The sequence below is a fragment of the Ochrobactrum vermis genome (assembly GCF_002975205.1).
GTDB classification, from domain to species: domain Bacteria; phylum Pseudomonadota; class Alphaproteobacteria; order Rhizobiales; family Rhizobiaceae; genus Brucella; species Brucella vermis.
In genome coordinates this window covers 240032-261147 of record NZ_PCOC01000001.1, presented here as the reverse complement: position 1 = coordinate 261147, position 21116 = coordinate 240032, and the positions used below count along the sequence as shown (strand labels likewise).

Sequence of the window (21116 nt, the reverse complement as noted above, 5' to 3'; positions counted from 1 at the left end):
TATCGATCCTCGTTTCACTCCGGTCGGATTATGCTCCACTGACTCAGCCTTTGGGCAACGTATACGCAATCACGTAATCACCCGGTTTGGTTCCGACTGAACCATGGCCACCGGCCACCATCAGTACGAACTGCTGGTCGCCGACCGTATAGGTCATCGGTGTTGACTGGCCGCCAGCAGGAAGTCGAGCCTCCCAAAGCTGCTCGCCCGAAGTCAGATCATAGGCGCGCAGATAATCGTCCACGGCTGCCCCGAGGAAGGCAACGCCGCCTGCCGTGATCATCGGTCCACCAATGCCCGGAACGCCAACCTTCAGCGGAAGCGGAACCGGTGACATATCGCGGATCGTGCCATTCCGATGCTTGTAGGCAATCTTGCCGGTACGCAGGTCGACGCCAGCAACATAACCCCATGGCGGCGTCTGGCACGGAATGCCAAGCGGCCCGAGGAATGGCCCCATGAAGACGCCATACGGAGCGCCGTCGTTACGATTCAAGCCCTGTTCGCTTCCTTTTTCATCCTGTCCCTTTGGTGGGATATCCGCACGTGGAACCAGGCGTGAGGTGAAAGCGAGATAGGTCGGCATGCCGAACATGACTTGCCGTACCGGATCCACTGCCACGCTACCCCAGTTGAACACACCGAAATTGCCCGGATAGACAATCGTTCCACGCAGTGAAGGCGGGGTATATCGGCCTTCGTAGAACAATTCGTGGAACTTGATACGACAAGCGAGCTGATCGAACATTGTCACGCCCCACATGTCGCTTTCGCGCAAGGGAGGCGGACTGAAAGTAAGGTCCGAGATCGGCTGCGTGGGAGCCGTATGGTCCTCCGGAATTGCGCCCGTCGGAGCCGGGATTTCCCTGACCGGAATGATCGGCTCGCCGGTACGCCGATCCAGAACGTAGAGATCGCCCTGTTTCGTCGGGCCGACAAGTGCCGGAACGCCATTGATGTCGAGAAGCACCGGCTGGGCGGGAACATCCATATCCCAAAGGTCGTGGTGGACGGTCTGGCGCACCCAGCGAAGCTGCCCGGTATTCACATCGAGAGCAACGATGGATGAAGAAAATTTCTCAACATTCTCGCTGCGATCCATACCAAGCTGGTCCGGCACTTTGTTGCCGAGCGGAACAAAGATCAGCCCGAGCTTCTCATCGACACTTGAAACGGACCAACTGTTCGGAGAGTTCGTCGTATAGTGTTCGCCCTCCGGTAGCGGCGTGGTCACATCCGGATTACCCGAATCCCAGTTCCACAGAAGTTGACCGGTGCGGATATCGAATGCGCGGATGACGCCCGACTGTTCCTCAGTCGAGTAATTATCGTTCACGGCACCGCCAACGATTATCTTGTCTCCGACAACGACAGGGGGTGACGTGGAGTAATAATATCCTGCCGGATTGTATTTCATTCCGTGACTGAGATCGAGCGTCCCGCCATCGGCGAAATCCGTGCAAATTTCTCCGGTTGCCGTATCCAGTGCGATCAGTCTGGCATCTGACGTCGGCAGATAGACACGTTCAGCGCATTTCGCTCCCGCCGTTGCAGTTGCATCCTTCCAATAGCTTACGCCACGGCAAGTCTGGTGCTGGCGGTCGGTATTGAAGCCAACTTTGGGGTCGAACTTCCATTTCTCCTTGCCGGTTGCGGCATCCAGCGCAATGGCCCAGTTATGCGGTGTGCACAGATAAAGGGAATCGCCAATCTTGAGTGGTGTGACCTGATAGGTCGTTTCTCCCACATCCTGGGGCTGCTTCACGTCGCCAGTCTGATACTGCCAGGCAACCTGGAGTTTCGAAACATTTTCCGACGTTACTTGCGCCAACGGCGAGTAGCGCTGGCCATAAGGCGTTCGACCATACTGATGCCATTCGCCATCAGGAACATTGCCGCCAAGATCCGCTGTTGCAGCCACCTTTTCCGTCGGCAAATCTCCGGTGATATTGTAGGAATCCTGCGTTATCGCATAGCCGGCGACCACGACCGCAATCACTGACGCTGCCGCCAGCGGCAGACCGCTATCGCCCGTCCCATTGTTCAATGGTTTTCTGATCCATGGTGTCAGCATCCAGAATCCAAGCAGCACAATGATGCCGCCGCGCGCGCCAAGCTGCCACCAGTCGAAACCGACTTCATAAACAGCCCATCCGAGCGATCCGAGAATGACAAGAGCATAGACCCACAGCGCAGCAGCACTGCGTCGGAAAAGCAAAACGGCGGTCAGCAGAAAGCCGATCGCCGCAAGTATATAATACCAGCTGCCACCAAGCATGGCGAGCCAAATGCCTCCCGCACCGAGCGCAAGCCCGATCAGGAGAAGGACGATAGAAGTTAACCAGATAAGCAAGACGTTACCCCCTTCCAGCATATTCAGTATCCCGCAAATGGGGGAAAACTGCGCGGATCAACCGCTCACCAATTTCGAGGCATTCCTGTATATGGGTCGCAAGTCTTGCAGCAATTCGTTTACCGCACAACTCCATGCTGCCTGCCTATCCACATAGGCGTGCATGAAAAAAATCCAGACGACGAAGAAATGTTTCTTCAGGCAGAGCCACGCATGATGAGATGACTACCAAGACGGCGGATTTCCTTCTCGACCGCTGCACCGCTTTCCTGCGTATTGATACGGCAGAAAAGCATATCGAGACCGAGTTCCGCAATTTGCCGATAATCCTGCGCAACAGTCGTCAGTGGCGGACAGGTGAACCGGCTCAAAGGATGATCGTCATGGCCAGCGACACGAAGATCGCAGCCCTCTTCGCGTCCCACATGGCGCCGACGCTCGAAGGCCGCGGAAATAACGCCAAAGGCGAGACGATCATTGGCACACAAAACGGTACGCGTCGGAAACCCGCCGCGATCAAGAATCCGGCTAGCCTCCTGGTAACCCAGTTCCTCAAAATTCCAGTTTTTTGCGGTTATAGGCAGCACGATCGGCTCAACGCCGAGCCTCTCCATAGTTTCGATATAGGCTGAACGCCGCTCGAGTGCATTCTGGTTTACAGCCGGCATTTCCAGAAAGCAGGGGTGCTCCCCTGTTCGATAGAGATATTCGGTGATGTTCCCGATGCTCTGCCGGTTATCAGTACCAACAAATGGCTGATCATCGCTGATACGGCTGTCCAGAAAAACGGCAGGTATCGAATCCGACAAGCTGGCAAGAAGCTTCGCATCCGTATCGAAACCGAGGGGAGCCATCAGGACGCCGGCAATCTTGAGAGACATCAGCGTCCGCATCGCTCGCGCTTCAAGTTTTCTCTCACCATGTGAAGACAGTACAATGGTCCAGTAGCCTTCAGCCAGACAACGCATTTCGATCTGGCGGATTATCTCTGCATAAAATGGATCCGAAATATGCGGAACAATGACACCGATATTTTTCGGCTTCTTGCGATTAAGGCTGACTGCAAAAATGTTGGGCTGGTAATTGTAGTCCTTGAGCGCCTTCTCGATACGTGCACGTGTTGAAGGTTTTACGTTTTCGGGATTATCGAAATATTTCGAGACCGTAGGACGAGACAATCCGCTTGCCGCTGCGAACTCTTCCATCGTCCTGATCTTCTGTTCGGCCATGCCCTGCTTTTCCCATCGCGGGTATCGAGGCGATTTTCAGGCGCTACCCGGCTTTCTTTTCATGCGTAAATTTATTTTCATGCAGAAGCAACAAATTTCAACGCCCCAACGAACCACGATCCAATCATTCACAGCGTTTTCCCCATTCACACCCGCGAATTGACCTCAAATTCAATCGTTATAAATTTACACGTGAAAAATTTTATATTGACACGTTGAACAAGCTCCATCATGTCTAGAGAAGCTCGATAATGGGCTGAAGGCACCTGCCCTTCCGGTAGGTTTGAAGACTGACGCAAAGTGCTGCGGTCCGATGAACCAGCAGGTAAGTCATCATTCATGTCCCTGTTAGAAGGACACCCCGGCAGACGCCGGTTTATTCGGAGGAAATCATGTTTCGCACTTCTCTCGGCCGCATTCTCTTTTCCGGCGTTGCTCTGGCCATGATGGCGGGTGCTGCCTCTGCCGAAGGCGTTGGCGCATCGCTTCTCACCCAGCAGCATCCGTTCTACATCTCGCTCGCTGACGCGATGAAGAAGGAAGCGCAGGCTGAAAACGTGCCGCTCGAAATTTCTATCGCCAATCAGGACCTGAGCAAGCAGCTCGCCGATGTGGAAGATTTCATCACCAAAGGCGTCGATGTCATCATCATTTCGCCGGTTGACAGCAAGGGCGTCCGCTCGGCCATCAACAAGGCTGAAAAGGCTGGTATCAAGGTCATCACCGTCGACGTGCCTGCAATCAATGTGGACGTGACATCCTTTGTCGGTACCGACAACTTTGCCGGTGGCGAAAAGGCTGGCGAATTGATGGCAAAGTCCATCGGCGAGAAGGGCAATGTCGCCGTCATCGAATATCCGACCGTGCAGTCGGTCGTTGATCGTGTCGAAGGCTTCAAGAAGACCATCGCCAAGTATCCGGACATCAAGATCGTGGCGATCCAGCCGGGCATCACCCGTTCGGAAGCTCTGGCCACGGCACAGAACATCCTGCAGGCCAACCCGGATATCGTCGGCATCTTCGGCTTCGGCGATGACGCTGCACTTGCCGCCGCATCGGCTGTAAAGGCCGCCAAGCTCGAAAATCAGGTCAAGGTGATCGGCTTTGACGGCATGGAAGAAGCCCGCAACGCCGTGAAGAACGACCCGATCATGGTCGGCGTTATAGCGCAATATCCAGATCAGATGGGCAAGGTTGCGGTTGAAACCGCTGCCAAGGTCATCAAGGGCGAGAGCGTTCCGGCCAAGCAGCCAATCGTTCCGGGCGTCGTCACCAAGGACGGCGAAACCAAGTAACACCGCGTGAAGCAGCGACACTCCTCCCAGTCGCTGTTTCCTTTCAGCGTGTGGCGGCCCGGAAAGCCTCCCCTTTCCGAGCCGCCACCGCATCCCTTTAGACAGCAGGACTGTGCAGACCCGGCCATATCCGGTTCGTGACAGACTGTAGCAAACGGAGCGTGGAGGCCTCAAAAGTGACAACTCCTGTGACAGAAACCACATCCGGGCAGAAGACGGCAGCGGATACGGTTCTGGAAATTCGCGATATCGCGAAATCCTTCGGCCCGGTCATCGCGCTGAAGCGCATGAACCTGACCGTGCGTCGTGGCCGCGTGCATACGCTGCTCGGTGAAAACGGCGCCGGAAAATCCACGCTGATGAAGATTCTGGCCGGCGTGTTCAAGCCGACCTCCGGCACGATTTTGCTCAAAGGCGCGGCCTATGCGCCAAAGAACCCGCGCGATGCGCGCGCCAGCGGCATCGCCATCGTCTTTCAGGAATTGAGCCTCTCCCGCAACCTGACCGTTGCCGAGAATATTTTCGCGAACCATGAGCCGAGCCGTTTCGGCTTCATCCGCGAGCGCGAGCTGAATGCGGAAGCGACCAGGCTTGTTGCCAATCTGGGACTTCCGGTCGATCCCCGCGCCAAGGTCGGCGATCTTTCGATTGCCCAGCGTCAGCTCGTCGAAATCGCCAAGGGCTTGAGCCAGCCCGCCGACGTCGTCATTCTGGACGAGCCGACCTCGTCGCTGTCCGACAGCGAAGCGGAAATTCTGTTTTCGATCATTGAGCGCCTGAAGGCCAAGGGCACTGCCGTCATCTATATTTCGCACCGTATGGAAGAAATCATGCGGCTTTCCGACGACATTACGGTTGTCCGCGATGGCGAATATGTCACGACCGCCGAAAAGAGCGAGACCAGCATCGACCGTCTGATCGCGCTGATGGTTGGTCGTGAGATGAACGATATCTATCCCCCACGTGAAGCGCCGCGTCCTTCGGACAATGTTCCGCCGATTCTCGAAACGAAGAACCTGTCCGTTCCGGGCAAGTTCCACGAGGTTTCCATCGATGTGAAGCCGGGCGAAGTCCTGGGGCTTTTCGGGCTGGTCGGTTCGGGTCGTTCGGATGTGATGAAGGCGCTGTTCGGGATGCTGCGGCCCACGGGCGAAATCAGGCTCGAAGGCGAAGCCATCACGCTTGCCTCGCCGACCGATGCCATTCGCAACGGCATTGCTTTCGTGACCGAGAACCGCAAGGAAGAAGGCCTTGTTCTTCCGCATAGTGTTGAGCGCAACATCAATATGGTGGGGCTTGGCCAGCTGACTGGCCCGCTCGGCCTGATGCGTTCCAGAGCAGAGCGCTCTGCCGCCAAGGCGGAAGTTCTGCGCCTTGCCATCAAGACGGCATCCATCGACACGGTTGCCGGATCGCTCAGCGGCGGCAACCAGCAGAAAATCGTGCTGGCAAAGTGGCTGCAAACAAAGCCGCGCATCCTCATTCTCGACGAGCCGACACGCGGTGTCGATGTCGGCGCGAAATTCGAAATCTATCGCATCATCCGTGAACTTGCCGCCAATGGCGCGGCGATCCTGATGGTTTCCTCCGAACTGCCGGAAGTGCTGGGCCTCAGCGACCGGGTGGCCATCATGCATAACAAGCATGTCGCCGCCATTGTCGATGCCGATGGCCTTACGCCCGAAACCGTCATGAGCTACGCAGCAGGAATGCACCTATGAGCAACCCCCAAAATCTCCAGAAGAAAGCCGTGGACGCGGAAGTCCGCCGTTCGCTTTTCTCCTCCCCGCTGGTGCGCCAATATGGCGGCATCATCGTCTCGCTGGCCGTGCTCTGCGTGGTCTTCGCAGTGTTGAACCCGCGCTTTCTCGCTTTCAACAACTTCATGAACATCATGCAGCAGGTGGCGGTGATTGCCGTTGCCGCCTATGGCATGACCTATGTGATCCTGCTCGGTGAGATCGACCTTTCGATTGGCTCCATCATCGCGGTTTCCGGCATGGTGGCGGCGCAAGCCTTCTCCATGGGGTTCGGCTTTGTGCCAACCGTGGTTTTCACGCTCGCGGCGGGCGCCATCATGGGCGGACTGAATGGTGTGCTTTCGGCAAAACTGATGCTGCCCTCCTTCATCGTGACGGTCGCGACAATGGGCATCTATCGCGGCATGGTCAGCCTGCCGACCAATGGCGCGCCGGAAATCATCGAAAACGACACCTGGCTCGCCATCGGGTCGGAAAACTGGCTCGGCCTGCCGATCATCATCTGGATCGTCGGCGTCCTGTTCATCTTCAACTATATCCTGCTGTCCAAGACCGTGTTCGGCCGCCGCATCTACCTGTCGGGCGGCAACAAGGAAGCCGCGATCTATTCGGGCATCCGTGTCGACCGCATCAAGATCATCGTCTTCATGCTTTCCGGCGTGATGGCGGCGATCAGCGGCATTCTGCTCTCGTCGCGCCTGTCCTCGGCGCAGACCAATGCGGGCATGGGCTATGAACTCGACGCCATTGCGGCAGTCGTTCTGGGCGGCACCTCGCTTGCTGGCGGCGTCGGCACCATGGTCGGCACCATTCTCGGCGCGCTTATCATCGGCGTCATCAATAACGGGATGAACATGCTGTCGGTGCCTTACTTCTATCAGCTCATCGTCAAGGGCGTGGTCATTCTGGTCGCGGTCTGGCTCGATGTGCGCTCCAAATCCGTACGGACGTAATTGCGGTGCACCTCATGAAAAAGATCATCACCATCGGCGAAATCGTCGTCGAGATCATGGCCGTGGAAACCGGCAACGGTTTCAAATCCGCCATCCCGTTGATCGGCCCGTTCGCTTCCGGCGCGCCTGCGATCTTCATCGATCAGGCGGCCAAGATGGGCCAGCCTTGCGGCATGGTCAGCGCGGTCGGCAATGACGATTTCGGCGCGCTCAATGTCGAGCGCCTGCAAAAAGACGGCGTGGATGTTTCGGCCATCGGCGTACACCCCACAGCCGCGACCGGCAGCGCTTTCGTGCGCTATCGCCCGGATGGCAATCGCGATTTCATCTTCAACATCAAGCACAGCGCGTGCAGCGCGATTGGCCTGACACCGGAAGCCGACAAGCTGATCGAGACCGCCGATCACCTGCATATTATGGGTTCGGCCTTGTTCTCCGATGGTATCGTTTCGGCGATCCACGAGGCGACAATCCGCATCAAGGCGAAGGGCGGCACAGTGTCCTTCGACCCGAATATCCGCAAGGAAATGCTGGAATTGCCGGGCATGCGCCAGGCACTGGCCCATGCGCTGGAAAACACCGACCTGTTCATGCCGAGCGGCCCGGAAATTTTCCTCTTCACCAAGGCGACCGAGGAAAAAGCCGCCGTAGAAGAACTGCTGGCGCGCGGTATCAAAGCCGTTGTGATCAAGCGCGGCGCGGACGGCGCCAGCTATTTCGACCAGTCCGGCGAAGTTTTCGCGCCTGCTTTCAAGGTCAATGAAATCGACCCGACCGGCGCGGGCGACAGTTTTGGCGCGGCATTCATCACCTGCTGGCTGCGCGGCATGGCAACGAAGGAAGCTCTAGTCATCGCCAATGCCACCGGCGCTCGCGCCGTCGGCGTCAAGGGACCGATGGAAGGCACCTCGACCATGGCTGAAATTGTAGCCTTCTTGCAGAAAAACGGAGTTCCAGCATGAGCAGCACGAACGTTCTGAGCGTACTTCCCGCCCGTTACGCCAGCGGCGTTCGCGGTGGCATCACATCTATCTGCTCTGCACATCCGCTGGTGATCGAAGCAGCCCTCCTCGAAGGCATGGCGGCCGAGACGGACGTGCTGATCGAGGCCACCTGTAATCAGGTCAATCAGGATCGCGGCTATACGGGCATGACGCCTGTCGACTTCCGCCGCTTCGTGGAACACATCGCCGCGCGCGTCGGCTTCGACACCAAGCGGCTTATTCTGGGTGGCGACCATCTCGGCCCCAACCCGTGGAAGCATCTGCCAGCCGAAGAAGCCCTTGCGAAGTCGGATGTGATGATTGATGCCTTTGTGCGCGCAGGCTTCACCAAAATCCATCTCGATACGTCGATGGGCTGCGCTGGCGAGCCAGTCGCGCTGCCTGATGCCGTGACCGCCGAGCGCGCCGCGCGTCTGGCCAAGGTTTCGGAAGCAGCGGCCCGCGAAGCCGGATATGACTTGCCGGTCTATATCATCGGCACTGAAGTGCCAATTCCCGGCGGCGCGATGGAAGAAATCGAAGAGCTGGAACTGACCACGCCGGGCGCAGCAGTCGAAACCGTCGCCATTCACCGCAAGGCTTTCGCGGCACTGGGACTGGAAGACGCCTTTGCCCGCGCCATCGGCGTTGTGGTGCAGCCGGGTGTCGAATTCGGCAACGAAAATGTCGTCTTCTACAACAGCGAAAAAGCGACGGCGCTGAGCGGTGTTCTGAGCGAAATGCCGCAATTCGTGTTCGAAGCCCATTCGACCGATTACCAACCGGTGGAAGCGCTTTCCGACCTCGTGCACGACGGTTTTGCCATTTTGAAAGTCGGCCCCGGCCTGACGTTTGCACTGCGCGAGGCGCTTTACGGTCTCGACCAGATTGCGGCTTTCCTCGACAAGCTGCCGGATGAAAAAACCCTGCGCGGCAAGATGGAAGCGCTGCTTCTGGCCGAGCCGAAGAACTGGGAAAAATACTATCACGGCGACGCGGAGGAACTGCGCCTGCAACGCCATTTCTCCTATAGCGACCGCATCCGCTATTACTGGCCGCACCCGGTGGCGACCGCCGCCGTCGATGCGCTTTTGAAGCGTCTGGAAGGTCGCAAGATACCCGAAACGCTGATCAGCCAGTATCTGGGTACGCTTTATCCGGCCGTCGCCTCGGGTGCGGTCGAAGCAACGCCGCATGCCCTGATGGTCGAAGCGGTTCGCAATGTCGTGCGCACTTACGGCAAGGCTGTAGGAACCCACTAAAGCGAAAATGCGCGGCCGCGACCGCGCCTTTTCTTTTGCTCAAACCTCTATCGGGCTTTTGAAAGCCTTGAGCCGCAAGGCATTGCTCAGAACAAAAATGCTTGAGAATGCCATGGCACCTGCTGCCAGAACCGGCGACAACAGCGTTCCAGTGAAAGGATAAAGAACACCGGCAGCTACAGGGATCAGGGCGACATTATAGGCAAAAGCCCAGAACAGGTTCTCACCGATATTGCGTATCGTCGCCTTCGATATTGCAATGGCATTGACCACTCCGCGCAGATCGCCCGACATCAAGACGACGTCTGCGCTCTCAATCGCGATATCCGTGCCGGTGCCGATGGCGATACCAACATCGGCGGCAGCGAGGGCTGGCGCGTCATTGATGCCGTCGCCGACAAAGGCAATCCGCTTGCCGCCAGCCGAAAGACGCTTCAGCGCTTCGACCTTACCGTCCGGTAGGACTTCCGCCACCACTTCGTCTATGCCCAGACGTTTTGCGATTGCCTGTGCCGTGCGACGGTTGTCGCCGGTGATCATCGCCACCTTCAGCCCCTGTTGGTGCAGGGCAGCAATGGCCGCAGGCGTGGTTTCTTTCATCGGGTCGGCAACGGTCAGGATTGCCGCCAGCTTTCCGTCAATGGCAGCGTAGAGCGGAGACTGTCCTTCATCGCCGAGACGCTTCGCATCATTGGCAAACACAGCAACATCATGCCCGAGCTTTGCCATATAACGATCAGCGCCGATGGCAACTTCATGGCCAGATACATGAGCCTTCAAGCCGAAACCGGGTACTGCTTCAAAAGCTGACACATCCGCAAGATTCAACCCCTTCGCTTTCGCTGCTTCCACAATTGCGTCGGCGATCGGGTGTTCGGAACGCGCCTCAACCGCTGCCACAAGCGCCAGAAGTTCGTCCTTTTCAAAGCCATCAACCGCCGCGAAATGACCCAGTGCAGGCTTTCCCTGTGTCAGCGTGCCGGTTTTGTCGACGGCAATAACGGAAGCATCACGCAAGGTCTGCAACGCGTCGCCGCGACGGAACAGGACGCCAAACTCGGCTGCACGACCCGTACCAACCATGATGGAGGTGGGTGTAGCCAAGCCCATGGCGCATGGGCAGGCGATGATGAGAACCGCAATGGCGTTCACCAGTGCGTAGCCCAGCATCCCCGTACCGCCGATCACAAGCCACAAAGCGAAGGTCAATGCAGCGGCTGCCATCACGGCAGGAACGAACCAGCCTGTCACCTTGTCGACCATAGCCTGAATAGGAAGTTTGTCGGCTTGTGCGTCCTCGACCATGCGGATGATCTGCGAGATCACCATGTCGCGGCCAACCTTGGTGGCGCGGAAGGTGAAAGCACCGGTCTTGTTGATCGTGCCGCCGACCACTTCCGCACCCTTTTCCTTGGCGACAGGCACAGGCTCACCCGTGATCATCGATTCATCGACATAGGACGAACCTTCAATCACCTCACCATCGACCGGAACTTTCTCGCCGGGACGAACTTGTACGACGTCGCCCGCTCGAACATCTTCAAGTGGCACGTCGATTGCTTGTCCATCGCGCAAAACCCGCGCTGATTTTGCCTGCAAGCCGACCAGCCGGCTGATAGCCGCACTCGTGCGTCCCTTGGCGCGCGCTTCCAGATAACGCCCGATCAGGATCAACGTGACGATGACCGCGGCAGCTTCGAAATAGACGTTCACCGTACCTTCGGGCAGCACACCCGGGAGGAATGTCGCAACGACGGAAAAGCCCCAGGCCGCAAGTGTACCCACCACGACAAGAGAATTCATGTCAGGTGTGCCACGCAGGAGCGTCGGTATGCCTTTTTTGAAGAAACGCAATCCTGGTCCGAATAGAACCAGCGTGGTGAGCACAAGCTGCAGATACCAGCTGTTCTGCATGCCGATCCGGTCCATGACGAACATATGAACCGCCGGAATGAGATGCGACCCCATCTCGAGCACGAATACCGGCAATGTAAGAACCGCGGCAAGGATGACGCTTTTCTTCAGCTCAGCCGCTTCCGCGTCCCGTTTCTCTGATTGAGTTTCCTGTTGGTCGCCGCCCTGCTTGTCATTGAGCGACCGCGCCTCGTAACCAGCATTTTCAACCGCTTTTATCAGTTCGCTAACCGGCACCTGCCCGGCCAGATCGACATGAGCCCGTTCGGTTGCGAGATTGACGCTGGCGCGGGTGACACCGGGTACACTGTTCAACGCCTTCTCAACCTTGCTGACGCAAGACGCGCAACTCATACCTTCAATTGCCAGGTCTATGCTTGCCGCTGGGACTTCGTAACCTGCCTTGCGAATGGCATCTATCACTGAAGGCAGATCCGGCGCACCCTTGAAGGTCACATCAGCGCGTTCCGTTGCAAGATTGACGGAAACCTTGTCAACGCCGGGAACTTTGGACACGGCTTTTTCCACGGACGACACGCAGGATGCGCAACTCATCCCTTCAACAGGTACAGGAAAGCTGATGGTTTCGTGATTAACAGGCTTGTTCATAGCAATTCCCTTCACTGCCCCAACGGGCACAATTCGAGAGTTGCTCCTTAGATAGTCCTTCCCACCGTTGGAAGGTCAAGCCCTTTTTCAAAGCAGCATTTGATTTGGGTTTTTAATTGGCGCGAAAGCTTATAAAGCCCTGCGCAACGGCAACGTAGCATATCCTAAATCGGCAATCTGTTATGCGCTGCAGGCATTTCCAGACCGACGTTGCTGCGGTTCTGGATAAAGGAATGCACGTCCCCGGCAGGCATAGGCCTCCCGGTCAGAAAGCCTTGTACTTCGCCAAAACGCTCAGTCCGCAAACGCTCCAGCTGCTGCGCGGTTTCCACGCCCTCAGCCGTAGTGACGATGTTGAAGCCTGCACCAAGAGTTGCCACGGCCTGGATGATGGCCAGATCGCGCGCATCGACCTCAATCCCCGAAACGAAACTGCGATCAATCTTGATTTTATCGAATGGGAATGCTCGCAAATAGCTGAGTGAAGAATAACCGGTTCCGAAATCATCCATCGCAATACGAACGCCCAATCGGCGAAGTTCAAACAAAAGCTCGATATTGTTCTTGCTGTTCGAAAGAAAGACCGACTCCGTGATTTCAAGTTCGAGCCTGTCGGGGGACAGGCTTGCGGCTTGCAACGCATCGGTGACAGAGCGCAGAAGCGAGGTCTGGCTGAACTGGACCGGCGAAAGATTGACGGAAACTTTTATATCCTCAGGCCAGAACGCAGCTTCCCGACATGCTGTGCTCAAAACCCAGTCCCCGATCGGTCCGATCAGTCCTGTTTCTTCTGCCAACGGGATGAACTCTGCAGGCGAAACCATACCGCGACCCGGATGACGCCAGCGGATCAACGCTTCAAAACCGGAAATCTTACCGCTCTCAAGATTGAATATCGGCTGATAATGAAGCTCGAACTGTTCATCCAGCAGAGCCTGTCGAAGCTCGCCGGTCATGACATGGCGTTTCTCCGCTGCCAGACGCAGGGAGTGCTGATAAAAACGGAATGTGCGACGTCCGCCTGATTTTGAAGCGTAAAGCGCAAGATCGGCATTGCGCATCAGCGCATCCGGGTTATCACCATGCAACGGCGCTTGAGCAATGCCCATGCTGCAAGTGACAAATTCCGAGTTGCCGACCAGTTTGAACGGATCCTGAAAAGCGGAAAGGATACGGTCAGCGAACATCGCAATCTGGGCCAGCGTTCCGCTGCGATAAACGATGGCAAATTCGTCACCACCCAGTCGAACGATGAATTCATCTGAAGTCGTGATCTGCTTCAGCCGACGCGCCACTTCCTGCAGAAGCTGATCACCTGCCTGATGGCCGATACTGTCGTTGATGTTCTTGAAATGGTCTATGTCGAGATAGAACAAGGCAAAAGGTTCAGAATCTCCACCTTTTTTCAGCAGACTCTCAACATGGTGCGCAAAATAGGCACGGTTCGGCAGGCCGGTCAGGCTGTCATGCATGGCGATATGTGCCATGCGCTCCTCGATCTCGCGCCGTTCGGTAATATCTTCAACAAGCCCAATCAAATAGCGAGGCTCGTTGTCCTCGACCGGTGGGATCGAGCATTTGATGATCCGCATCGTTCGCGAAGTTCCATCCTTGCGCGCGACCTTGCGTTCAACGCTCAACACCTCCCGGCGTCGCATCGCCATGCGGTCCTGCTGGCTGAAAGCAGCAGCCTCGCGCTCGGGAAATAAATCAAGGTCGGTGGAGCCAATAGCTTCTTCTATCGTCTGTCCGCTCGCTGTTGATGCAGCCTGATTGTAGAGCACATAACGGCCGCCGTCGTGCATATCCTTGACGAAAACACCAAGCGGCAGATTATTGACGAGACTGTCCAGTAAGGATTGGGCGTGACTTGCCTGACGATTGGCTTCCGCCAACTCCGTTCTATCCTGAACAATAGCCAGAATTGCTTCCCTGCCGTCGAACTGCACTTCCCGCCCGTAGGTCAGAACCTCGATGATTTCGCCATCCGCGCGCAAATGCTGCCAGCGCTCCGGGCGCTCCAGATCGCTACGATCACGGACAGCGCTCAGCATACGCTCGCGTTCTGTATGTGGACGAATATCGAGAACAGTCATGCCCGGCAGCTCATCGGGCGTGTAGCCGTAAAGCGCATAGGCCGCATCGTTCATGATGATGAAGCCCAGGGTTTGTGGATCATAGACCCACATCGGCGTCGGATGGGTGGTGAAAAGAATACGGAAATCCTGCTGGGACGTGCTCGCCATGATGCATTCCGCCCGTTCCGGACCGGCTTTCCGCTTCCCCATCATGTACCCCTTGCTCCGCACCGACACGTGTCGTCCGCTAATTCAGCCAACAAAACCTTTCACTGGAACATCATATTCCGCATGTGTTCATGAACAGACAAGTTCACGAGCCGACAGGCGAGGACTGCCACCCAGGCACACTTCCCCGCAGAGAGATTACGACTAATGGTTTTAACAAACCATATATGAAAAGCCCTTTCATATAAGTTTTTTCTGATTATCGCGTTTTCATCGCGTCAGACGCAGTACCAGACACAACAGAACACTGCTTGACCGTTCAAAACTTCCGGCCTATGCCTATGGATGCAAAATTCGTTGGGGTGCCTCGCAAGAGGCTGAGAGGCGCGTTCTCGCGTTAACCCATTGAACCTGATCCGGGTAATACCTGCGTAGGGAACGGAGTTTGATGCGTCGCGGACGGGGTTCATCCCCACAGGAGCTTACGCTCCATAAAGGTTCATGGCGTCTCATTTTTCCGTTCGGAATGAGAGACGACACGATGAACCAGAAACATAGTTTCTCCCGAACCAAAACCAACAATGGCCAGACGCGGTCTGTGCCCATCTGTGTGACTATTGCCGGTTCCGACAGCGGCGGCGGCGCTGGCATTCAGGCCGACCTCAAGACATTTTCCGCACTTGGCGTTTATGGCGCAAGCGTCATTGCCGCTGTGACCGTGCAGAACACCTGCGCGGTAAGCGCGGTGCACGATATCCCGCCCGCCATCGTAGCAGGGCAGATCGACGCTGTTTTCAGCGATCTCGATGTTGCGGCAGTGAAGATCGGCATGGTTTCCGTACCTGAAACCATCGACGCCATCGCGCGCGGCCTTGCGCATTTTTCCGGTCCCGTCGTTGTCGATCCGGTGATGGTGGCAAAGTCGGGCGACCGGCTTTTGAGTGAAAACGCCATCGCGCTTTTGCGCCAGAAACTCATTCCGCTCGCCACATTGCTGACGCCCAACCGACCGGAAGCGGCCTGCCTGCTCGGCTGCGATCTTGCGCTCGACGATGCAGACGCCGAAGAACAGGGCCGCGCCTTGCTCGAACTCGGTGCGAAGGCCGTTCTTATGAAGGGCGGTCATGCGGAAGGCGAAATCTGCGTCGACCTGCTGGTGCGTCGTGATCAGCCGACGCTGCGCGTCGAGGCGCCGCGTATCCTCACCGTCAACACCCATGGCACAGGCTGCACGCTCTCCTCGGCCATTGCGGCAGAGCTTGCCAAGAACCTGCCGCTGGAGAAAGCCGTTCTGAACGCGCACGCCTATCTGCAAGGGGCAATCCGCGCCGCCGATACGTTGAAGATCGGACACGGCCATGGGCCGGTGCATCATTTCCATAACCTCTGGACGATCCGAACAGAGGAGATTGCGTGATGCGCGTCACCATCATCGGAGCGGGTGTCGCCGGGCTTGCCACCGCCGCCGAGTTCACCGATCAGGGCCATGCCGTCACGGTGATTGCCCGCAGCCCGCAGATCGGTTCCGACTGCTGTTCGTGGCTTGCGGGCGGCATGCTGGCGCCATGGTGCGAGGGCGAAAGCGCCGAAGAGCCTGTGGTGCGGCTCGGTCAGGAATCCATCGGATGGTGGGAAAAGCACGTCTCCGGCGTCAAGCGCGAAGGCACGCTGGTTCTGTCGCACAACCGCGATGCCAGCGAGTTGCGCCGTTTCGCCCGCCGCACGGAAGCCTTCGACACAATCGACCACGACCGCATCAATGCGCTGGAACCCGATCTGGCCGGGCGTTTCCGGCAGGGCCTGTTCTTCGCGCGTGAAGGGCATCTCGATCCGCGCAAGACACTGGTTGAACTGGCCGGAAACCTGCAACGAAAGGGTGTCGTCTTTCACCTCAATACGGAAGCCGATGAAGCGATGAGCGATGCGGATATCGTGGTGGATGCACGCGGTCTTAGCGCCCGCGATGCACTGCCGGATCTGCGCGGCGTCAAGGGGGAAATGCTGGTTGTCCGCTCGCGGGACATCAACCTTTCGCGGCCGGTGCGCCTCCTGCATCCGCGCATTCCGCTCTACATCGTGCCGCGTGGCGACGGTGTGCACATGATCGGTGCGACGATGATCGAAAGCGATCAGCGCAGTGGCATCAGCGTGCGCTCGACGCTGGAGCTTTTGAGCGCGGCTTACGCCCTGCATCCGGCCTTTGGCGAGGCGGAAATTCTCGAAACCGGCGTCGATGCGCGTCCCGCCTTTCCCGACAACCTGCCCCGCGTGAGACGGCGTGGCAAAACCATCTATGTCAACGGGCTTTACCGCCACGGCTTCCTGCTCTCGCCGGCGATAGCACGCATGGCGGTTGCGAGCGCGACCGCGCCCGAAACCAGGCCCGAATTTGTGGAGGACTATGCATGACGATCGTGCTGAACGGTGAAGTCATCACCACGGCAGCGGCCAATCTGGCGGCGCTGCTCGCCGAAATCGAACTCGACGAAGCGGTGGTCGCAACCGCGCTGAACGGCGAATTCGTGGCCAGCGACGAGCGCGCCACCGCGACCCTCTCGGCTGGCGACCGCATTGAAGTTCTGGCCCCGATGCAGGGAGGCTGAGATGCTCGAATTCTACGGCAAAACGTTTGAAAGCCGCCTGCTGCTCGGCACGGCGGAATATCCATCGCCCGCTATTCTTGCCGATGCGGTGCGCGCCTCGCGGGCGGGGATCGTTACCGTATCGCTGCGTCGCGAAAGCGGCGAGGCCCGCGCCGGACAGGACTTCTGGGCGCTGATCCGCGAACTGGGCGTTGCCATTCTGCCCAATACGGCAGGCTGCCACACGCCCCGCGAAGCGGTGACCACGGCCAAGATGGCGCGTGAAATCTTCGGCACCAACTGGATCAAGCTGGAAGTGATCGGCGACCACGACACGTTGCAGCCCGACCCGTTCGGTCTGGTCGAAGCAGCGCGCATACTCTGCGACGACGGTTTTGAGGTCTTTCCCTATATGAGTGACGATCTCGTCGTCGCGGAAAAGCTCATTGAAGCCGGTTGCAAGGTGCTGATGCCCTGGGGCGCGCCCATCGGTTCGGGCCGTGGCCTCAACAACCCTTACGCACTGAAGACCATGCGGGCGCATTTCCCCGATATTCCGCTGGTGGTCGATGCCGGCATCGGCGTGCCGTCCCATGCGGCTGCGGCGATGGAGCTGGGCTATGACGCCGTGCTCATCAACACCGCCGTTGCCAAGGCAGGCGATCCCATCGCCATGGCACGCGGTTTCGCGCTTGCGGTTGAAGCCGGGCGGCTCGCTTTCGAAGCGGACGCCATCGAAGCGCGCGACATGGCCGCGCCATCCACCCCTCTTCTCGGAAAGGCATTTTTGTAATGGCCCTCGATCCGTTTTACCCAATCTTCGACAGCGCAAAATGGCTGGAGCGCATGGTGCCGCTCGGCGTCAGGCTGGTACAGTTGCGCGTCAAGGACAAGACCGAGCCGGAGCTGCGCAGTGAAATCCGCGCCGCACGGGAAATCTGCCTTGCGCATGACTGCCAGCTGATCGTCAACGACTATTGGAAGCTCGCGCTGGAAGAAGGCTGCGACTTCATCCATCTCGGACAGGAAGACCTTGACGATGCCGATCTCGACGCCATTCGCGCCGGTGGTTTGAAACTGGGTGTTTCGAGCCATGACGAAGCGGAACTCGACCGCGCTTTGTCGGTCAAGCCTGACTATATCGCGCTTGGCCCCATCTACCCGACCATTTTGAAAAAGATGAAATGGCACGAGCAGGGCCTGCCCCGCCTTGGCCAATGGAAGGCGCAGATCGGCGACATTCCGCTGGTCGGGATCGGGGGTATGAGCGTCGAACGTGCGCCGGGCGTTTTCAATGCGGGCGCCGATATCGTGTCCGTCGTCACCGACATCACCCTCAATGCCGACCCCGAAAGCCGCCTGCGCCGATGGATCGAAACCACGCGCGCTTATGCTGACCATGCTCTGGAGCAGACACCATGAAAAAGACCGTCTTCGCCGCCTTGTTCGGCCTCGCTTTCACCGCTGCCACCGCCGCTCACGCCGACGACAAGCTGAAGCTCATTCTCGACTGGTATGTGAACCCCGATCATGGCCCAATCATCGTCGCCGACAAGCTCGGCTATTTCAAGGACGCCGGGCTGGACGTGGATATCGTCGCGCCTGCCGACGCCTCGACGCCCACCAAAATGGTGGCGGCAGGACAGGCCGATCTTGCCATTTCCTATCAGCAGCAGGTGCATCTTCAGGTGCATGAAGGGCTGCCGCTGGTCCGTGTTGGGACCTTGATCGACTCGCCGCTCAACTGCCTGATGACCCGCGACGACGGATCGGTGAATGCCATCGCCGATCTCAAGGGCAAGAAGATCGGCTATTCGGTCGCCGGAACCGAGGAAACTTTGCTTGGCACCATTCTCGGGCAGCATGGCGTCAAACTCTCCGACGTTGAACTCATCAATGTGAATTTTTCGCTGGCGCCATCGCTGATGTCGAAGCAGGTCGATGCGGTGATGGGGGCCTATCGCAACGTCGAATTGAACCAGATGACTGTTGAAGGCGTGCCCGGCAAATGCTTCTTCGTCGAGGAAGAGGGCGTGCCGGTCTATGACGAGCTGGTCTATGTCGCCGCTTCCGACAAACTGGATGCGGCGGAAAAGGACAAGATTTCGCGCTTCCTCGCAGCCACCGAAAAGGCTGCGCAATATATCGTCAATCACCCGGACAAGGGTTATGAGCTGTTTTCATCCTACAGCACCGAACTCAAGGACGAGCTGAACCAGCGCGCCTGGAAAGACACGGTCGCACGCTTTTCACGCGCACCGGCGAGCCTCGATACTGGTCGCTGGCGGCGTTATGAGGCCTATCTCAAGGAGCACAATCTGGTGCCCTCCATCCTGCCGGTCGAGAAATTCGCCATCGACGTCAACGCCGAAGGGAGCAAGTCATGAGCCAGCCACAGCCGCATTATTCATCCGAACTGTTCACGCGCCTTCGCGCCGCAACGCTTGCCGACTGGAAGCCCTATATCGAGCATGAATTCGTGCGCGGATTGGGCGACGGCACGCTGCCGAAAGCTGCCTTCCTGCATTATCTGCGTCAGGATTATGTCTATCTGCACCATTATGCCCGCGCCTTCGCGCTCGGCGTCGTCAAGGCCAATACATTGCAGGAAACCCGGCTCTGCGCCGATATCATGCACGGTCTCGCCCATATGGAATTGCCGCTGCATGTCAGCATCTGCGCCCGCGAGGGGATCAGCGAAGACGAGCTTTACGCGACCAAGGAAGAGCCGGAAAACCTCGCTTATACGCGCTATGTGCTCGACTGCGGGCAGGCGGGCGACTTCCTTGATCTGTTGACCGCGCTCGTACCCTGCGCGCATGGTTATGGCGAGATCGGCCTCAACCTCGCGGTGACCGCCCTGCCCGGCACACCCTATCAGGAGTGGATCGATACTTATGCGGGGCCTGAATATCAGGACATGTGCCACACGGTCGGCAAGCTGTTCGATCAGGCCGCCAAAGACCGCATCGGCACCGACTTCGAGAAAAGCCCGCGCTGGGCAAAACTCTGCCAGATTTTTGCCACCGCAAGCAGGCTCGAAGCCGAGTTCTGGTCGATGGGGTTGAAAGCAGTTTCAGGAAAAGTGGGAACCGGTTTTCCGTCCGAAACTGCGTCAGCAAAATGATGAAGGCAGCATAATTGGACGCTACGATTTCAAATCGTTCCCGCACAAGGCGCATCGCCGACGGCTTGCTGTCGGCGGCGGTGGCGCTGGCCATCTGGCAGGCGGTAGTGAGCATCGGCCAGATGCCGCGCTTCATTCTGCCCGGCCCGCTCGATGTGGTGCTGGCGCTGATCGGCAATGCCGGGCTGATTGCAGAAAATGCCGCCGCCACCATCGGCGAAGTGCTGGGCGGCCTCGCCCTCGGCAGTGCGGTCGGCATCGCCACCGCCATCTGCCTGATGATGTCGCCGCTGGCGCAGCGGCTTGTCATGCCCGCCATGGTGTTCAGTCAGGCGATCCCGATCTTCGCCCTCGCCCCGATTTTAACCTTGTGGCTTGGCTACGGTCCCGCATCGAAGATCGCGGTCACGGTGCTGATGATCTTCTTCCCCATCGTTTCGACCTTCTTCGACGGCATGCGGCGTACCGATAGCAGCCTGATCGACGCGGCGGAAATTCTGGGGGCCGGGCGCATGGCGATCCTGTTTCGCATCCGCATCCCCTCAGCCTTTCCATCGCTGGCGTCGGGTTTGAGCCTCGCCGCCATCTACGCGCCCATCGGCGCTGTGGTGGGCGAATGGGTCGGCGCATCGAAGGGCCTCGGCTATCTGATGCTGCTCGCCAATGGACGCGCCAAGGTGGATCTGATGTTCGCCTGCCTGTTCGTGCTGGCGGGTTTCACCATGCTGCTGCATGGCATGGTATCGCATTTCGCCCGCAAGCTTGCCGCCTGGCCGAAAAAAGCCGCATAAAAAACCGGCGGG

General features: G+C 58.0%; 17 protein-coding genes and 1 riboswitch. Of the genes, 13 read left to right on the top strand and 4 right to left on the bottom strand.

What is annotated here, in order from left to right; all coding sequences use genetic code 11:
* Positions 1-43: 43 nt before the first annotated feature.
* Together CQZ93_RS01180 and CQZ93_RS01175 are read right to left on the bottom strand one after the other, a co-directional pair.
* The gene (locus tag CQZ93_RS01180; RefSeq protein ID WP_105543128.1) at positions 44-2353 is read right to left on the bottom strand and encodes a glucose/quinate/shikimate family membrane-bound PQQ-dependent dehydrogenase; all 2310 of its coding nucleotides are present in this window, start codon (positions 2351-2353) and stop codon (positions 44-46) included.
* A 197-nt stretch (positions 2354-2550) separates the two neighbouring features.
* Entirely contained in the window at positions 2551-3582 is a 1032-nt protein-coding gene (locus tag CQZ93_RS01175; protein ID WP_105540954.1) for a LacI family DNA-binding transcriptional regulator, read from the bottom strand.
* Between the two features lie 392 nt (positions 3583-3974).
* Here CQZ93_RS01175 and CQZ93_RS01170 point away from each other — a divergent pair, with 392 nt between their 5' ends.
* From CQZ93_RS01170 to CQZ93_RS01150, 5 genes are all read left to right on the top strand, one after another.
* On the top strand, positions 3975-4877 hold the full coding sequence (locus CQZ93_RS01170) for a substrate-binding domain-containing protein (protein WP_105540953.1): 903 nt from the start codon (positions 3975-3977) through the stop codon (positions 4875-4877).
* A gap of 176 nt (positions 4878-5053) precedes the next feature.
* Positions 5054-6598, top strand: a complete 1545-nt coding sequence (locus CQZ93_RS01165) for a sugar ABC transporter ATP-binding protein (protein WP_105540952.1) — start codon at positions 5054-5056, stop codon at positions 6596-6598.
* A complete protein-coding gene (locus tag CQZ93_RS01160; RefSeq protein ID WP_286151625.1) occupies positions 6595-7590 on the top strand; it encodes an ABC transporter permease in 996 nt (331 codons plus the stop codon). Before CQZ93_RS01165 ends, CQZ93_RS01160 begins: the two co-directional genes overlap by 4 nt.
* A gap of 14 nt (positions 7591-7604) precedes the next feature.
* Positions 7605-8552 (top strand): tagatose kinase, encoded by a 948-nt coding sequence (locus CQZ93_RS01155; RefSeq protein WP_105540951.1) that lies wholly within the window; start codon positions 7605-7607, stop codon positions 8550-8552.
* Positions 8549-9835: a D-tagatose-bisphosphate aldolase, class II, non-catalytic subunit gene (locus CQZ93_RS01150; protein ID WP_105540950.1), complete on the top strand. Its 1287-nt coding sequence runs from the start codon at positions 8549-8551 to the stop codon at positions 9833-9835. The genes CQZ93_RS01155 and CQZ93_RS01150 overlap by 4 nt, the downstream gene beginning before the upstream one ends.
* A 39-nt stretch (positions 9836-9874) precedes the next feature.
* On the opposite strand, the gene CQZ93_RS01145 is transcribed toward CQZ93_RS01150, so the two are convergent.
* Both CQZ93_RS01145 and CQZ93_RS01140 read right to left on the bottom strand, forming a co-directional pair.
* The gene (locus tag CQZ93_RS01145) at positions 9875-12358 is read right to left on the bottom strand and encodes a heavy metal translocating P-type ATPase (protein WP_105540949.1); all 2484 of its coding nucleotides are present in this window, start codon (positions 12356-12358) and stop codon (positions 9875-9877) included.
* 164 nt (positions 12359-12522) lie between these two features.
* Positions 12523-14646 carry a putative bifunctional diguanylate cyclase/phosphodiesterase gene (locus CQZ93_RS01140; protein ID WP_105543126.1) on the bottom strand — a complete coding sequence of 708 codons (2124 nt, stop codon included), beginning with the start codon at positions 14644-14646 and terminating at the stop codon, positions 12523-12525.
* A gap of 306 nt (positions 14647-14952) precedes the next feature.
* Positions 14953-15059: riboswitch (TPP riboswitch) on the top strand.
* Positions 15060-15145: 86 nt separating this feature from the next.
* On the opposite strand from CQZ93_RS01140, the gene thiD reads away from it, so the two are divergent.
* From thiD to CQZ93_RS01100, 8 genes are read left to right on the top strand one after another with little or no spacing between them, the layout of a single operon-like run.
* Positions 15146-16021, top strand: coding sequence for a bifunctional hydroxymethylpyrimidine kinase/phosphomethylpyrimidine kinase (gene thiD, locus CQZ93_RS01135; protein ID WP_105540948.1), 876 nt, complete (start codon positions 15146-15148; stop codon positions 16019-16021).
* A complete protein-coding gene (thiO, locus tag CQZ93_RS01130) occupies positions 16021-17013 on the top strand; it encodes a glycine oxidase ThiO (RefSeq protein WP_105540947.1) in 993 nt (330 codons plus the stop codon). Before thiD ends, thiO begins: the two co-directional genes overlap by 1 nt.
* Positions 17010-17207 carry a sulfur carrier protein ThiS gene (gene thiS, locus CQZ93_RS01125; RefSeq protein WP_105540946.1) on the top strand — a complete coding sequence of 66 codons (198 nt, stop codon included), beginning with the start codon at positions 17010-17012 and terminating at the stop codon, positions 17205-17207. The genes thiO and thiS overlap by 4 nt, the downstream gene beginning before the upstream one ends.
* Before the next feature lies 1 nt (position 17208).
* A complete protein-coding gene (locus CQZ93_RS01120; protein WP_105540945.1) occupies positions 17209-17979 on the top strand; it encodes a thiazole synthase in 771 nt (256 codons plus the stop codon).
* Positions 17979-18608: a thiamine phosphate synthase gene (locus tag CQZ93_RS01115; protein WP_105540944.1), complete on the top strand. Its 630-nt coding sequence runs from the start codon at positions 17979-17981 to the stop codon at positions 18606-18608. Before CQZ93_RS01120 ends, CQZ93_RS01115 begins: the two co-directional genes overlap by 1 nt.
* On the top strand, positions 18605-19573 hold the full coding sequence (locus CQZ93_RS01110) for an ABC transporter substrate-binding protein (RefSeq protein WP_105540943.1): 969 nt from the start codon (positions 18605-18607) through the stop codon (positions 19571-19573). The genes CQZ93_RS01115 and CQZ93_RS01110 overlap by 4 nt, the downstream gene beginning before the upstream one ends.
* Complete coding sequence (gene tenA / locus CQZ93_RS01105; RefSeq protein WP_105540942.1) at positions 19570-20313, top strand: thiaminase II; 744 nt, start codon at positions 19570-19572, stop codon at positions 20311-20313. The genes CQZ93_RS01110 and tenA overlap by 4 nt, the downstream gene beginning before the upstream one ends.
* Positions 20314-20327: 14 nt before the next feature.
* Complete coding sequence (locus tag CQZ93_RS01100) at positions 20328-21104, top strand: ABC transporter permease (RefSeq protein ID WP_105540941.1); 777 nt, start codon at positions 20328-20330, stop codon at positions 21102-21104.
* The last annotated feature ends 12 nt before the right edge of the window (positions 21105-21116 follow it).